This window comes from Asticcacaulis sp., assembly GCF_051956075.1.
GTDB lineage: Bacteria > Pseudomonadota > Alphaproteobacteria > Caulobacterales > Caulobacteraceae > Asticcacaulis.
This window is the reverse complement of the sequence record NZ_JBQCGA010000033.1, coordinates 58,210-72,967: the sequence shown is the minus strand read 5'-3', so window position 1 is coordinate 72,967 and position 14,758 is coordinate 58,210. Positions and strand designations below refer to the sequence as shown.

Annotated in this window: 11 protein-coding genes; 9 read left to right on the top strand and 2 right to left on the bottom strand. The window is 64.8% G+C overall.

Going from position 1 to position 14,758, the window contains the following annotated elements:
• The first annotated feature begins 312 nt into the window (after nucleotides 1–312).
• From ACTHLA_RS09215 to rplS, 3 genes are read left to right on the top strand one after another with little or no spacing between them, the layout of a single operon-like run.
• A complete protein-coding gene (locus ACTHLA_RS09215) occupies nucleotides 313–2,661 on the top strand; it encodes a TonB-dependent receptor (RefSeq protein ID WP_440187733.1) in 2,349 nt (782 codons plus the stop codon).
• A gap of 40 nt (nucleotides 2,662–2,701) precedes the next feature.
• Nucleotides 2,702–3,445 carry a tRNA (guanosine(37)-N1)-methyltransferase TrmD gene (trmD, locus tag ACTHLA_RS09210; RefSeq protein WP_440187730.1) on the top strand — a complete coding sequence of 248 codons (744 nt, stop codon included), beginning with the start codon at nucleotides 2,702–2,704 and terminating at the stop codon, nucleotides 3,443–3,445.
• A 20-nt stretch (nucleotides 3,446–3,465) separates the two neighbouring features.
• A complete protein-coding gene (gene rplS / locus ACTHLA_RS09205) occupies nucleotides 3,466–3,909 on the top strand; it encodes a 50S ribosomal protein L19 (RefSeq protein ID WP_440187727.1) in 444 nt (147 codons plus the stop codon).
• Between the two features lie 182 nt (nucleotides 3,910–4,091).
• Here the strand turns inward: rplS and ACTHLA_RS09200 are convergent, their stop codons facing one another.
• Nucleotides 4,092–4,871, bottom strand: a complete 780-nt coding sequence (locus tag ACTHLA_RS09200; protein WP_440187724.1) for a hypothetical protein — start codon at nucleotides 4,869–4,871, stop codon at nucleotides 4,092–4,094.
• Nucleotides 4,872–4,946: 75 nt separating this feature from the next.
• Nucleotides 4,947–5,093 (bottom strand): hypothetical protein, encoded by a 147-nt coding sequence (locus ACTHLA_RS09195; RefSeq protein WP_440187721.1) that lies wholly within the window; start codon nucleotides 5,091–5,093, stop codon nucleotides 4,947–4,949.
• A gap of 64 nt (nucleotides 5,094–5,157) precedes the next feature.
• Here ACTHLA_RS09195 and ACTHLA_RS09190 point away from each other — a divergent pair, with 64 nt between their 5' ends.
• From ACTHLA_RS09190 to addA, 6 genes are read left to right on the top strand one after another with little or no spacing between them, the layout of a single operon-like run.
• Complete coding sequence (locus tag ACTHLA_RS09190; protein ID WP_440187718.1) at nucleotides 5,158–5,979, top strand: GNAT family N-acetyltransferase; 822 nt, start codon at nucleotides 5,158–5,160, stop codon at nucleotides 5,977–5,979.
• Nucleotides 5,963–6,451, top strand: coding sequence for a tRNA (adenosine(37)-N6)-threonylcarbamoyltransferase complex ATPase subunit type 1 TsaE (gene tsaE / locus ACTHLA_RS09185; protein WP_440187715.1), 489 nt, complete (start codon nucleotides 5,963–5,965; stop codon nucleotides 6,449–6,451). Before ACTHLA_RS09190 ends, tsaE begins: the two co-directional genes overlap by 17 nt.
• Nucleotides 6,448–7,551: an N-acetylmuramate/N-acetylglucosamine kinase AmgK gene (gene amgK, locus ACTHLA_RS09180; protein WP_440187712.1), complete on the top strand. Its 1,104-nt coding sequence runs from the start codon at nucleotides 6,448–6,450 to the stop codon at nucleotides 7,549–7,551. The genes tsaE and amgK overlap by 4 nt, the downstream gene beginning before the upstream one ends.
• Nucleotides 7,548–8,261: an N-acetylmuramate alpha-1-phosphate uridylyltransferase MurU gene (murU, locus tag ACTHLA_RS09175; protein WP_440187709.1), complete on the top strand. Its 714-nt coding sequence runs from the start codon at nucleotides 7,548–7,550 to the stop codon at nucleotides 8,259–8,261. The genes amgK and murU overlap by 4 nt, the downstream gene beginning before the upstream one ends.
• A complete protein-coding gene (gene addB / locus ACTHLA_RS09170; RefSeq protein ID WP_440187706.1) occupies nucleotides 8,258–11,251 on the top strand; it encodes a double-strand break repair protein AddB in 2,994 nt (997 codons plus the stop codon). The genes murU and addB overlap by 4 nt, the downstream gene beginning before the upstream one ends.
• Nucleotides 11,244–14,711 carry a double-strand break repair helicase AddA gene (gene addA / locus ACTHLA_RS09165; RefSeq protein ID WP_440187703.1) on the top strand — a complete coding sequence of 1,156 codons (3,468 nt, stop codon included), beginning with the start codon at nucleotides 11,244–11,246 and terminating at the stop codon, nucleotides 14,709–14,711. Before addB ends, addA begins: the two co-directional genes overlap by 8 nt.
• Nucleotides 14,712–14,758 lie beyond the last annotated feature (47 nt).

The window sequence follows — 14,758 nt, the reverse complement described above, 5'->3', positions numbered from 1 at the left end:
GAAGGTCAGTCGAAATTGAGGTGGGAAAATCCCTGCCCGCGGACCGGAAGCGCCCCTGATGCGCTCGCATTGGAGGGAAACACGTCCGTCCGCAACGGTCAAGTTTCTGTGTCGTATGCCGGACACAGTTGACGCAAAAGCGCGATATCCTTCAGATAACAGCGGTTTCGTTTTCTTTGCCGCGCAACGCTTTCAAGCTTACCTAAGGTCAAGTTTGCCGACGCACACGTTTTGCGCGCTTGCGAAGGCGGAGCAAAGCGACTAGGGGCGGCGCATTCCGGCCCCCTTGGGGGTGTTATTCGAGATGGTTCCATGCCTCTTCTGTTGTCGTCGTCGTCACGTCTGATGGTTTTCACCGCCCTGTCTTCTGCGACTGTCCTGCTGGCGCCGCATGCCTATGCGCAGCAGGCGGGCCATGACATCACCGAGGTGATCGTCACCGCGCAAAAGCGGCCCGAACCTCTGCGTCAGACGCCGCTGGCGATCAGCGTGGTCAGCGGCGAGCAGATGGAACGGGCGCAGGCGCACGACCTGCGCGACCTGCAAACCCTCACCCCGTCCCTGTTCGTCATCGCCGACGCCAATGAGGCGCAGGTGACGGCGCGGCTGCGCGGCGTCGGCACGGTCGGCGACAATCCGGGGCTAGATTCCTCGGTCGGCGTGGTGATCGACGGCGTGTCGCGCGCCCGCACCGCTACGGCGATGAGCGATCTGGGTCCGCTGGACCGCATCGAAATCCTGAAAGGCCCGCAGTCGGACGTCTATGGCAAGGGCGCTTCGGCGGGCGTGATTCAGGTGGTGTCAAAGCTGCCGTCCTTTACGCCGCAGACCGAGGTGACGCTCGATGCCGGCAATATGGGCGCCTATGGCGTCTCGCTCTACACTACGGGTAAGCTCAGCGACGCCTGGGCCGGGTCGCTGTTCGTGACCAAGCGTAAACGCGACGGCCAATATAAGGTCCATGTCGGCAATGGTCCGGCGACGCGCAGCGATGACGGCGATCAGAACTACTGGTCGGCGCGCGGGCAATTGCTTTACGTGCCGAACGACCGCGCCTCTTTGCGCCTGATTGCCGACTATACCGACCGCGACGAGGCCTGTTGCGCGGCGGTCAGCATCGCCGTCGGCGGCACAAAGGGCTATATCGACAGTCTGGCGGGCGGCGACGGCACGGCTTCGGTCGCCGACCCCAAGACCAGACAGGTGTGGTCGAACCGCCCCCTGCCCCAGCGTCTGAAGGATGGCGGCGTGTCTGCGCAGTTCGATCTCCAGCTGAACGATGCGATCCAGCTCACCTCGATCACCGCTGTGCGTCACTGGGACCACGCCAATGGCTATGACGGCGACTTCACCGCCGCCGACATCCTCTATCGCGATCCGGGCGGCCTGCGAAACCGCTTCGACACCTTTTCCCAAGAGGTGCGTCTGAACGGAAGCGGTGCGCGTTACAACTGGATGGCGGGCCTCTATCTCGACCAGAGCGAGCTGACGCGCCACGACGAGACGCTCTATGGCGCGGATTATGAATCCTATGTCAGCCTGCTTTTGTCAGGCGGGTCCAGCCTGGCCAAGGTGGCGGGCTATACCGGCCTGCCGGTCGGCCAGTCCTTCGTCGAAGGTCAGGGCAGCCACGACTCTTACGACCAGCATGAGCACAATTTCGCCGTCTTCGGTCATGGCGAGTGGAAGCTGGCCGACAGCCTGACCCTGCTGGGCGGCCTGCGCTGGAACCACCAGACCAAGCGCGTCGTCAGCCGCTTTACCAACTCCGATAACGGCCTGGCCTGTTCGCTGGCCAGCGGCGGCAAGGGCGTGCTGTGCCTGCCATGGTCAAATCCGGCCTATAACAATCTGACGCTTTATCAGCGCAATGCCGAGGATGCGACCACCGGCTCGCTGCGCCTGAAATGGCAGGCGACGCCGAACCTGATGGCCTATGCGTCCTATGCGACCGGTTGGAAGGGCACGGGCTTCAATCTCGACCGTGAGCAGAATCCCGATATGACGGTGGACCGCGATTCCTCGTTCAAACCGGAAACCTCGCGCTCGTCTGAAATCGGAATCAAAGGGCGCTGGTTCGGCAACCATCTGAGCGCCAATCTGGCCGCCTTTGACGAGAGCTTCCGCAACTTCCAGCTCAACACCTATCTCGGCACGACCTTCCTGGTCTATTCGGTGCCGCATCTGCGCTCGAAGGGTGTGGAGCTCGATGGACGCTACTATGTCGGCGACTTCAGCTTCGACGCAGGCCTGACCTATGACGACGCCAAGTTCGGTCCTGAGACCGTGCCGGGCCTGCCGCTGATTGCGAACGGAACCGCCTCCTTCGCGCCGAAATGGTCGGGCGCCTATGGCGGCGCCTATACGCGCAAGTTCGGCAATCTGGTGCTGAACGCCTCCCTCAGCGCCAAGTACAACAGCGCCTACAATACCGGCTCGGACCTCAATCCGATCAAGGAACAGAAGGCCTATACCCTGCTGACCGGCCAGGTCGAACTCAGTCGGCCCGATCAGGGCTGGGCGCTGGCCCTGTGGAGCCGCAACCTGACGGATGTGACCTATGAGCAGGTCGCCTTCGCCGCGCCGTTCCAGTCGGGCAGCTATGACGCCTTTCTGGGCGCGCCGCGCACCTATGGCGTCAGCCTGAAGCTGACCTATTGACGGTTTGCGCCGAAGTTCAGGTGTGCTAAGGGGCGCGGCCATGTCCGACATTGACGCGCCCTCCCCCTACACGGTCACGGTGATGACCATGTTCCCGGAAGCCTTTCCGGGGCCGCTCGGTGTGTCGCTGATCGGTACGGCGTGGAAAGAATCCGCGCTCTGGGCCTTGGAAACACTGGACATTCGTAACTTTTCAAGCGATAAGCGCGGCTTTCTTGACGACACCCCCGCTGGCGGCGGGCCGGGTCAGGTGCTCAAGGCGGATGTGATCGCCAAAGCGCTTGATTCGCTTGATGTTTCCGGAAAGCGGCTCGTCTATATGAGCGCGCGCGGCCGGAGGCTCACGCAGGACAAGGTGCGCGAATGGGCGAAGGCCGATGGGCTGATCGTCTTGTGCGGTCGCTTTGAAGGGGTGGATCAGCGCGTGCTCGACGCGCGCGGATTTGAGGAAATCAGCGTCGGCGACGCGGTCCTGGCGGGCGGCGAAGCGGCGGCGATGGTGGCGATTGAGGCGGTTGTGCGTCTGCTCCCCGGCGTTCTGGGGGCGGCGGCCAGTCTGGAGCGCGAAAGTTTTGAGGATGGTCTCCTTGAGGAGCCGCAGTTCACAAGACCGCGGACCTTCGAGGGCCTCGACATCCCCGAAGTGCTGTTATCCGGCGACCATAAGAAGATGGCGCAATGGAAGCAGCAGCAAAGAGAGGCGACAACGAAGGAGCGGCGGCCCGATCTGTGGGAGGCCTATCTTTCCAACTTACAGGCAAACGGCGCTTCCCAACGGAAGTAAGCCTCAGAAAGGTAATCATTATGAACCTGCTTCAACAGATCGAAGCCGAAGAAGTCGCCAAGCTGAAAGGCGACAAGACCTTCCCGCAATTCCAGCCCGGCGACACGCTGCGCATCAACGTCAAGATCAAGGAAGGCGACCGTGAACGCGTCCAGGCCTTCGAAGGCGTCTGCATTGCGCGCGCGGGTTCGGGCATCAACGAAACCTTCACAGTGCGCAAGATCTCGTTCGGCGAAGGCGTCGAGCGCAAGTTCCCGATCCTGTCGCCGAACATCGAATCCATCGAAGTCAAGCGTCGCGGCGTCGTGCGTCGCGCCAAGCTCTATTACCTGCGCGACCGTCGCGGCAAGTCGGCCCGTATCACCGAGCGTTCGATGAACTCGACGCGCGGCTCCAAGGGCGCCGAGCTGCGCGCCCAGATGGCCGCCGCCGAAGCTTCCGGCAATCCTGACGCCGAAGCCTAAGCTTTTCAGATTGATCTGAAACGACACCCCCGCTGGCCACGCTAGCGGGGGTTATTTTTTACCACGAAAAGCACGAAAGGACTCTGCTCGTAGGTGCGCGGAGCGTCTTTACTGTATGAAAAGAGATCACCGTTTCGCTGCGACGCTTTCGTAGTCTTTTCGTGTTTTTCGTGGTGATTAACCTATTGCATCTGCCCGTCCGGGCCGTCGTTGGCGGGCGCGGCGCTCGTTGATGTGGCGCTGCTGATCAGCTTGCCGGGCAGGTCGATCAGGCTCTGCGCCGCCTGCTCCAGATCGCCCTTGACGCCGAAATCCTCGCGGAGGAAGTGATAGGCCTTGTCGCTGGCGCAGGCGCAGACGCGCAACTGATGATTGGCGTCGCGCCAGATGACCAGCGGATAGCTGGTATTGATGCGGTTGCGGCTTAAAACCGGCGTCAGCTCGGAAACGAATTCGCGCGACGCCCAGACCACGCCGGAGCGCGCCATATCGTCGTCGGCCACGGGCAGACCCGTCGCCTTCCAGTCGCCTTCGGGCGCGTTGAACCATTGCAGATAAAGCGGCCAGCTTCGGTTCAGCCACAGTTCGGCTATGGTCGAACGCTCCTCCGGCGTCGATTGCTTCTGCGCGCCGTCATCGGGCCGCGCGAACATCACCACGCGCGTGTCGACGCCCGCCGCCTGCAAGGTGGCGAATTCGCTGCGCTGATAAGCGTTGCAAGGCGCGCAGTTGCGATAGCCGATCAGATAGACCCAGCGCGCCGAAGCATTGGCGGGACCATTGGGCGAGACATAATCGACGCGGTCCAGCATGGACTGGATGGCTGAAACGTCGTCGGGATTTGAAAGGGTGACGGGCGCGTACTTCTCGACCTGGTCCCACCAGATCCAGTAACCACCGCCGATCAGGGCGGGTACGATCACCACAAGGGCCATGGCCCACAAGATGGCTTTCCGGCTCATCCGCATCCCCTCCGCGCCTGAAGCGGCGCTCCACAGGGTCGCGACTATAATGGTTAACGGCGTTCTGGCAAAGCGTTAAGACAGCACCACCAGCATCATGGCCGCAAAGGCCAGCGAAGCCAGGCAGACCGCCCAAAGTAGCAGATAGGGAAAAAACGCCTTGGGGTGGCGGCGGTCTTCGCTTTCGGGCCTGTGGCCGGACTTGGGGAAGGGCGTGGTCATGCGCACAGGTTAGACGCTCGCGCGCGCCTTGCCAAGCTCACGAAATTACGCCAGATCAGACGGAATGCATATTGTTGACGAACTGATCTATGAGCGGGCGCCGAGGCTGGTCACAAGCCCGCTCTGGCCGTTCGTCAAGCCGCCGCTCTATAAGCTGCTCGGCTATCCTAAGGCGGTTCGCATGGCCGACGCGGTGGCGCAATTGAACGGCGAGGACGCGCTCGATTACGTCTCGCGCCTGCTGTCGCTGGCGGTCGCGGCGCGCAGGCTGGACCGCCTGCCGCAAACCGGTCGCTGCCTGGTCGTCTGTAATCATCCGACCGGCATCGCCGACGGCATCGCGGTGCGCGACGCGCTGAAACGCCGCCGCAAAGATATCGTCTTCTTCGCCAATGCCGACGCGCTGCGGGTCAATCCGCGCTTTATCGACAGCCTGATCCCGGTCGAATGGGTCGAGGCCAAACGCACGCGCGACAAGACGCGCATCACTTTACAGGCCGCGAAAGACGCCTTTGAGCGCGAAGCCTGCGTGGTGATGTTTCCCGCCGGACGGCTGGCGCGACGCGATGCGTCGGGGGCGTTGTGCGATCCGCCCTGGGCCGGAAGCTGCGTGTCGCTGGCGCAGAAATATGACGCGCCGCTCATCCCGGCGCATCTGTCAGGGCCGGATTCGGTCTGGTTCCACCTGTTCAACCGCTTTTCGCAGGAATTGCGCGACATCACCCTGTTCCACGAATTCCTCAACAAGGCGGGCAGGCGCTTCGATCTCAGCCTCGGCCCGATTATTGATCCGAATACGGACGATCTCGACGTCGAGCGCCTGAAAACCTATGTCGAGCGCACGCTCACGCTCAATCCGGATGCGCCTTATGACGACCGAACCTGACGCCGAAACCCCGCACCGTCGTCATCTGTCCGATGAAGCCGCCACCTTGCGCCTCGGCGCCGAACTGGCGCCGCGTTTGCGCGCGGGCGATGTGGTTTACCTGCGCGGCGACTTGGGCATGGGCAAGTCGTCGCTGGCGCGCGGTTTGATCCGCGCCCTGACCTCGCCCGATCAGGACGTCCCCTCGCCGACCTTCACCCTGATGCAGATGTACGCGGCGCCCGATTTCGATATCGCGCATCTTGACCTCTATCGCCTGACCGACCCGGAGGAGGCCTATGAGCTGGGTCTGGACGAGCTTCTGCCCAGTTCCGTCCTGCTGATCGAATGGCCGGACCGCCTTGGCCATTTGGGCTTTGACGACCGGCTGGAGATCAGCCTAGAACAGGCCGATAAGACCAATTCTGCGGACACAGGCAAGGGGCGGATCGCCACCATTACGCCGATGGGCCGGTTCAGGGACATTTTATGAACGACACGATCGACCGGGAAGCGATCAAACAAGGCTTCCTGCTCAGCGCCGGATTCGCCGACGCGCAACGTCAGCCCCTGCCGGGTGACGCCTCGACGCGGCGCTATGAGCGGCTGACGCGCGATGATGGCAAGACCTTCATGCTGATGGACCAACCGCCCGCGCTGGAGAGCCAGCCGTGCCGTCTGCATGAAACCGAAGACGAGCGCCGCGCCTCCGGCTATAATGCGATGGCGCGCCTGGCGGCGGGCCGGATCAAGGCCTTTGTCGCCGCCTCCAACTATCTGCGCGCGCAAGGTCTGTCGGCGCCGGAGATTTACGAGGTGGACGCCGCCAACGGCCTCCTGATCAGCGAAGACCTGGGCGATGATCTGTTCGCGCGCCTGATCGAACGCGGTCAGGACGAGACGCCGCTTTATCTTTCCGCCATCGAGGCGCAGGCGTGGCTGCATGAGCTGACCCCGCCCGAAGTGCTGTCGCCGGAGGGCGAATATGGCTGGCCTCTGCTCTCCTATGACGATCTGGCGCTGAAAACGGGCGCGGACCTGTTCATCGAATGGTTGCCAAAATTCGACGCCAGCGCGCGCATCAGCGATGAGGCGGCCGCTGAATGGGAGGCTTTGTGGTCGCCCCTGCGCCAGCGCGCCGAGGCCGGAGCCACCGCCTTCATCCACCGCGATTATCACGCCGAGAACCTTTTATGGCTGCCGGGCCGCGACGGCGCAGCGCGCGTCGGCATGATTGACTTTCAGGACTGTCTGCGCGCCCATCCGAGCTGGGACTTGCTGTCGCTGTTGCAGGATGCGCGCCGCGATGTCGCGCCGGAGCTGGAAGCCGCCGCGCTCGACCACTATTTCTCGCTGCGTCCGCACATCGACCGCGACGCCTTCATGAAAGATTATGCGGCATTGGCGACGCTGAACGAAGCGCGCATTCTCGGCATTTTCGCGCGCCTTGTGGTGCGCGATTCCAAGCCGAAATACGCAGCCTTCATGCCGCGCATGTGGCGGCATATCGGCAGAAACCTACGTCAACCCGGCATGGAGGGGCTGCTCGGCTGGTTCAACCGCCACGGTTTTGCGGAGCGCATTGCCGCATGAAACACGCGCCCGAAACCGCCTTTATCCTGGCCGCCGGGCTCGGCACGCGTATGCGGCCCCTGACCGACGACCGGCCCAAATCACTGGTCGAGGTGGCGGGCAAGACCTTGCTCGATCATATGCTGGACCGGCTCAAGGCGGCGGGCGCAAAGCGGTTCGTGGTCAATGTCCACTATTTCGCCGACAGGCTTGAAGCGCACTTAAAGACGCGCGCGGACCTAGACATCATCATTTCCGACGAGCGCGCGGCCCTGCTGGAAACCGGCGGCGGCTTGAAGAAGGCGCGCGCCCTGCTAGGCGACGATCCGATCTGGGTCGCCAATACCGACAGCGTCTGGACCGGCGATGACGATGCGCTGGATCGGCTCGCCGCCGCCTGGCAGCCGGATGAGATGGCGGCCTGCCTGCTGCTGGCGCATATGGCGCAGACCACGGGCTTTGACGGCGCGGGCGATTTTTTTATGGCTGCTAAGGGCGCCCTCGCCTTCCGCGGCGACGCCCCCGCCGCGCCGCTCAACTATATGGGCGTGCATATCACCCATCCATCCATTGTCGATCATGAATCGGAAGCGGCTTTTTCGCTGGCGAAGATCTGGCGCAGGATCGCGCCGCAGGGCCGCCTGCACGGGGTGGTCATGCACGGCGACTGGATGCATGTCGGCGATCCCGCCGCGCGCGACGCCGCCGAAGCGCGCCTGACGGGTCGATGAGCGGGCTGTTCGACAGGCCCGGCCCGCGCTGGCTCACCATACCGGCGGGCCGCGATGTGTTGAAAGACCTCGCCGCAGGTTTGAGCGCGGACCTCAGCGAGCGCTTGTCGGATGCGCAGATTCTTACCCCCACGCGGCGCGGCGCGCGCGCCATGGCGCGGGCCTTTTCCGGGCTGGCCAAGGGCGGCGCGCTGCTGCTGCCGCAGATCCGCGCCATCGGCGATCTTGACGAGGGCGAGCCGCCGTTCGATCTCGACGCGCTGGCGCTCGACCTGCCCCCGGCCCTGTCGTCTTTGCGCCGCCGCTTCGAGCTGGCGCGGCTGATTGCTGCGCATCATGACGCAAACCTGAGCGCCCGCCGCACACTCGATCTGGCCGACAGCCTGGCCAAATTCTTCGATGCGCTGGCGCTGGAGGAGATCGACGCGGGCGACAAGCTCGACGCCTTGGTGGCGGGCGAAGGTCAGGCGCAATATGTGCTGGAGGCGTGGGCCGAACATTGGCAGGTGTCGGCGCGCTTCCTCGCCATCGCCGCGCGACTATGGCCGCAGCGGCTGGATGAACTGGGCCTGATGGACCCGTCGCAGCGTCAGGTCGCGCTGATCCGCAGGCTGCTTGATCAGTGGACGGAACATCCGCCGCAAACCCCGCTCGTACTGGCGGGCACCACCGGCTCGGCGCCCAGCATGGCCGATCTGGCCGGGGTGATCGCGCGCGCGCCGAAAGGCTGCGTCGTGCTTCCCGGCGTCGATCTGTCCCTGGCCGAAGACGCCTGGCGGCTGATCGGGGAATCGCATCCGCAGAACACGATGAAGCGCATGCTGGATCGTAACGGCGTGACGCGCGACCAGATCGGCTTGTGGCCCGGCTCATTGGAGACGACGCGCGCGCCGGACGCGCGCCGCCGCCTGCTCAACGAGGCGCTGCGCCCCGCCGAGGCGACCAAGGACTGGCGCGCCCAGATTGCGCTGCTGCGCGCAGCCGAAGGCGATATTCTAGCGCGCGGGCTGGAAGGCCTGAGCCTGATCGAGACGGCGCGCGATGAGGAGGGGGCCAGCGTGATCGCGCTTCTGATGCGCGAGACGCTGGAGACGCCGGACAAGACGGCGGCGCTGATCACCCCCGACCTGAACCTGGCCCGGCGCGTGGCGGCGCGGCTGTCGCGCTGGGGGCTGCAACCCGATTCCTCGGCGGGCGAACCGCTGACCCATGCGCCCGTCGGACGCTTTTTGAGCGATCTGTTGGCCCTGTTACAAAACCCGGTCGATCCGGTGCGCCTGCTCGATCTGTTCGGCAATCCCTTAAGCCGGTTCGAGGATCATCCCGGCCTGCGCGGACTGGAAAAACACGCCTTGCGCGGGGCGACGCCCAACGGGCCGGAAGATGTCATCGCCGCCCTCGCCGCCGCGCATACGCCCGATGCCGAAGCAATTCGTCTGTGGACGGACTATTATGATCTGATCCGTCCGGTGATGGAAGCGACCCATGACGATCTGGCGGCGTCGGTAAGCGTATTTGTAAGTTTGGCTGAACATCTGGCGCGCGACGCTCTGTGGGCCGGGGCGCCGGGCGCGCAGGCGGCGTCTTTGCTGGCCGAACTGCTGCACGAGGGTGAAGGGTTTGCAGTCAATGGCCTGCCCGACCTCGTGCATGTGCTGGAGGCTCTGCTGCATCAGGCCAAGGTGCGCACCGGCGGCAACACCCATCCGCGCCTGTTGATCCTCGGCGCGCTGGAGGCGCGTCTGGTCAGCGCCGACCGACTGATCCTGGCCGGGCTGGAAGAAGGCGTGTGGCCGCCCGCGCCGGAGATTGATCCGTTTCTGTCGCGGCCTATGCGCGAGCGGCTGGGCCTGCCGACGCCGGAGCGCCGCACCGGCCTGTCGGCGCACGATTTCCTGCAAGCCGCCGCCGCGCCGGAAGCCTTTCTGGTGACGCGCAAACGCCGCGAAGGCGAGCCCGCCGTCGCCTCGCGCTGGCTGTGGCGACTGCAAACCCTGTGTACGGGCGCGGGGCTGGACCTGCCCTCGCGGCCCGAACTGCTGACCTACGCGCGCGCCCTTGATGCAGGCCTGCCTGAAACACCGGCTTCGCTCAAATCCGCCCCCCAGCCCGCCCCGAAACCGCCCGTCGCGGCCCGGCCCAGCGAGCTGCCGGTCACCGATATCGAGACCTGGGTGCGCGACCCCTACGCCATCTACGCCAAGCGCATACTGAAGCTGAAACCGATGGACCGGCCCAATGAGCCGGTCGAGGCGCGCCAGCGCGGCACGGCGATCCACGAAAGCCTTGAGCGCTTTGTGCTTGAGGATGCGCCGCTTGGCGAGGCGGGCGTAGCGCGGCTCACCCGTATGCTCGAAGAGGAACTGGCGAAGACCCGGCTGTCGCCCGCGCAGATGGCCATGCAGGCGCCGCTGCTTGAGGATATGGCGCGCGGGGTCGTAAACTTTGAGACGCAGCGCCGCGAACAGCGCCCGCGCCTGCACGTCGAACAGAAGGGCGAGCTGATCCTGAGTACCCGGGCCGGGCCGTTCCGGCTGACCGCGCGCGCCGACCGCATCGAGGTTCGCGACGACGGCATCGACATTCTCGATTTCAAGACCGGCCAGCTTCCGTCCGCCAAGGCGGTCAGCGCCGGTTTCTACCCGCAGCTCACCCTGACGGCGGCGATTGCGCGCGGCGGCGGCTTTGCGGCCCTGCCTGAACGCGATCTCGGCGAGCTGATCTATGTACAGGTCAAGCCGGATGAGACGCGCGCGCGACAGGCGCAGAAGAAGGACATCAGCAGCGAGGCCGCCGCCGACGCCGCGCTTTTGAGCCTGCAACGCTGCCTCGACCGCTTCGCCGACGAAGGAACCGGTTATCTGTCATGGGTCGCGCCGCAATATATGACGCAGCGCGGCGGCGATTACGATCAGTTGGCGCGGCTCTACGAATGGCATGTGCTGGGCGACGAGGACGCGACTCCGGAGACGGAGGACAAGAATGGCTAAGGCGCAAAATCAGGCCGCCGATCCGAAGGCCAATGTCTTCGTGACCGCCAATGCCGGATCGGGCAAGACCTCCACCCTGGTCAACCGCGTGGCGCGGCTGCTGCTCAATGGCGCGCGGCCCGAACGCATCCTGTGCGTGACCTACACCAAGGCCGCCGCCGCCGAAATGCAGGGCCGCCTGTTCGAGCGGCTGGGCGGCTGGGCGGTCGCCGATGACGCCGATCTGGCCGCCGATCTGGCCGGAATCGACGAGGCGACGCACGATCTGGGCCGCGCCCGCGCCCTGTTCGCCAGCGCTCTGGAGACGCCGGGCGGGCTGAAGATTCAGACCCTGCACGCCTTTTGCGAAAAGCTGCTGCGCCGCTTCCCGCTGGAGGCCGGTCTGTCGCCCGCCTTCGAGATCATGGACGATCTCAAGGGCCGCGCCCTGGCGCAAGCCGCGATCAGCGACCTTCTCACGCTCGATGCGCCCGACGTGCTGGTCGAGGCGCGGACGCGATTGATCCGTAAACTGAAGACCGCCAATTTCGAAAAGCTGATTGGCCAGTTCGTCATGCAGCACGAGGCGCTGCGACAGCGGTTCGAGGCGATGACCGCGCGAGCGGACTGGCGCGATGAGCTGTTCCGGCGGCTTGGTCTCGCCAGCGTCTGCACGACGAAGGACTGCCTCGACGCCTATGTGGCGCGGCTGGAATGGCAGGTGATCCGCGATCTGGCCGCCACCCTGTCGAGCGGATCGTCCAAAACCAATCGCGACGCCGGGCAGGCGTTTCTCGACCTGCATGTGCGCTTCCATCAGGACGGGCATTTCGATCTCGACCTGATCCGGGGCGTGTTTCTGACCGGCAAGGGTGAGCCGCGCAAAAACCCCTACACCAAGGAAACCGCCGCCGCCGACGCCCTGTTGATGGACCGGCTGGGGCGCGACATCCTTGAGCTGATCGAGACTCTGAAAGCCGCCGAGATCGCGCAGGACACGCTTGATGCGGTGCTGTTGTTCGGCGCGTTCAGCGGCATCTATCAGACGCGCAAACAGGCCGAGGGCGCGCTCGACTTCTCCGACCTGATCGAACGCGCCAAGGCCCTCTTGCTGACAGGCGATATGTCCCTGTGGGTGCTGTTCAAGCTCGATGGCGGACTGGAGCATATTCTGGTCGATGAGGCGCAAGACACGTCCGAGGACCAGTGGCATATCGTCGAGGCGCTGTCGGGCGAATTCTATTCCGGTCGCGAGAGCGAAACCGCCCGCACCGTCTTCGCGGTCGGCGACGAAAAGCAGTCCATCTACGGCTTTCAGGGCGCGCGGCCGGAAATCTTTCTTGAAAAAAGCCAGACCTTCGAGGCGCTGGCGCGTGGGGCGGGTCAAAAATTCGTCGCGCCCGATCTGGTCGAATCGTGGCGCACCCTGCCCGAACTGCTCGGCTTCGTCGATGCTGTGTTTGGCGCGCCGGAGCTTGCCGCCGCGCTCAACTTCACCGGCAAGCTGATCAGGCACCAGCCGCGCCGCGAAGGCCCGCACGGCTTTGTCGAACTGTGGCCGCAGGTCCAGCCCATCGACGCGCCGGAGCGCGATGCGGATGATCTCGACGCCCCGGTCGATCAGCCGGTCAGTGACCCAGCGGCCCGGCGGCTGGCGCGTCAGATCGCAGGCGTGGTGCGCGACGAAATCCGCGCCGGACGCGCCGTCTATGAAAAGAAGACCGAGACGCCAAGGCCGCTGCATGCGGGCGATGTGCTGATTCTGGTGCGCAAGCGCGACGCCCTGTTCGAGCATATCATCCGTGAACTGAAGATGGCGGGCGTACCGGTGTCGGGCGCGGACCGGCTGAAGCTGGCCGATCATATCGCCTTTCAGGACTTGCGCGCCCTAATGCGGTTTTGCCTGCGCCAGCAGGACGATCTGGCCCTGGCCTGCGTGCTGCGCAGCCCCCTGTGCGACCTCAGCGAGGACGACCTGTTCATCCTGGCGCATGGACGGGCAGGCTCGCTATGGCGCGCCTTGCGGGAGCACGGCGACGATGCGCCGCGTTTCGCCGAGGCGCGCAGCCTGCTGGCCTGGGCGGCGCGGCTGTCACGCTCCTTGAGCGGCTTCGATTTCCTGTCGCGCGTCCTGAACCGCCGCGATGCGGCGGGTCGCAGCATCAAGCAGCGTTTCCTGACCCGCCTCGGCGATGAGTGCGAGGACGTGCTGGAGGAGACTCTGGCGCTGGCCCTGCAAGGCGAAAGCGCGGGCGAAGGCGGGCTTGCCGCCTGTCTTGACCTGTTCGAGTTCCGCGCGGCGCAGGTCAAGCGCGAGCAGGAGGAGGGCGCACGGTCGGTGCGCGTCATGACCGTGCATGGCTCCAAGGGGCTGGAGGCGCCGTGGGTCATCCTGCCCATCGGGCCACAGCACATGAGCGCGCGCAATGACGACCTGCTGATCACCGGCGCGGATGAGCTTTACCTGACCGGTAAGCGCGAAGGCGATGTCGCCCGCATCGCGGCCTTGCGCGACGACAAGGCGGCGCGCGACGAGCAGGAGGGCTTGCGACTTTTGTATGTGGCGCTGACGCGGGCGCGCGACCGGCTGACCCTGTGCGGCTTTGCGGGCAAGAAGACGCCGAAAGCCGGGCGTTTCCCTGGCTGGTACGATCTGCTGGATCAGGCTTTCGGCCGGGTGGATGATGCTGCGGAGGTCATTCGACTTCACGCGCCCTTCGACGATCAGGAGATGATGCAGGAGGCCGCCATCCGCACCTATGGCCAGCGTTCGCCCGCCCTGACGCCGGAGGCCGAAGCCGTGACGCCACGGGTCGCCCTGCCCGCTTTCGCGCTCAACGATGTGCCGCAGGCCGAGGTCGATCTCGAACGCTGGCGCGCCGTGTCGCAGATGGGCGATGAGGAGCGCGACGAAGACGAGCGCGCGCCGTCGCCACTGGCTCAGGCCAATGGTCTGGGCCGCTACCGGCGCGGCGAGCTGATCCACAAGCTGTTTGAAATCCTGCCCGAGGTCGCGCCCGACAGCCGCGCCGATATCGCCGCGCGTTATCTGATGCGCCAGCCGGACCTTACTCCGGCGCAGCGGCAGGAGATGGCGCAGGCCGTTTTGACGGTGCTTAAGCATGAGCGCTTTGCCGAGGCCTTCGGTCCCGGTTCGAAGCCCGAAGTCGCCCTGGCCGGGCAGATCGGCGTCAATGCGTCGGGCGAAAAGGTCATGCTGTCCGGCCGCATCGACCGGCTGGTGATCGCGCCTGATCGCGTCCTGATCATCGACTACAAGTCCAACCGCCCCGCGCCTGACCGCGCCGAGGATGCGGCCATCGCCTATCAGCGCCAGATGGCCGGCTATGTCGCCCTTTTGCGGCAAATCCACCCGGACAAGGCGGTGGAGGCGGCGTTGTTGTGGACCGACGGGCCGAAGCTGACCCCCTTAAGCGAGGCGTTAGTAAATCTCAGGCTCAACGAAATTCTGGCGCGTTGATTTCTGTCGCCGTCGTGCTTACATCTGCATCTGAATTTGTTTTGAAG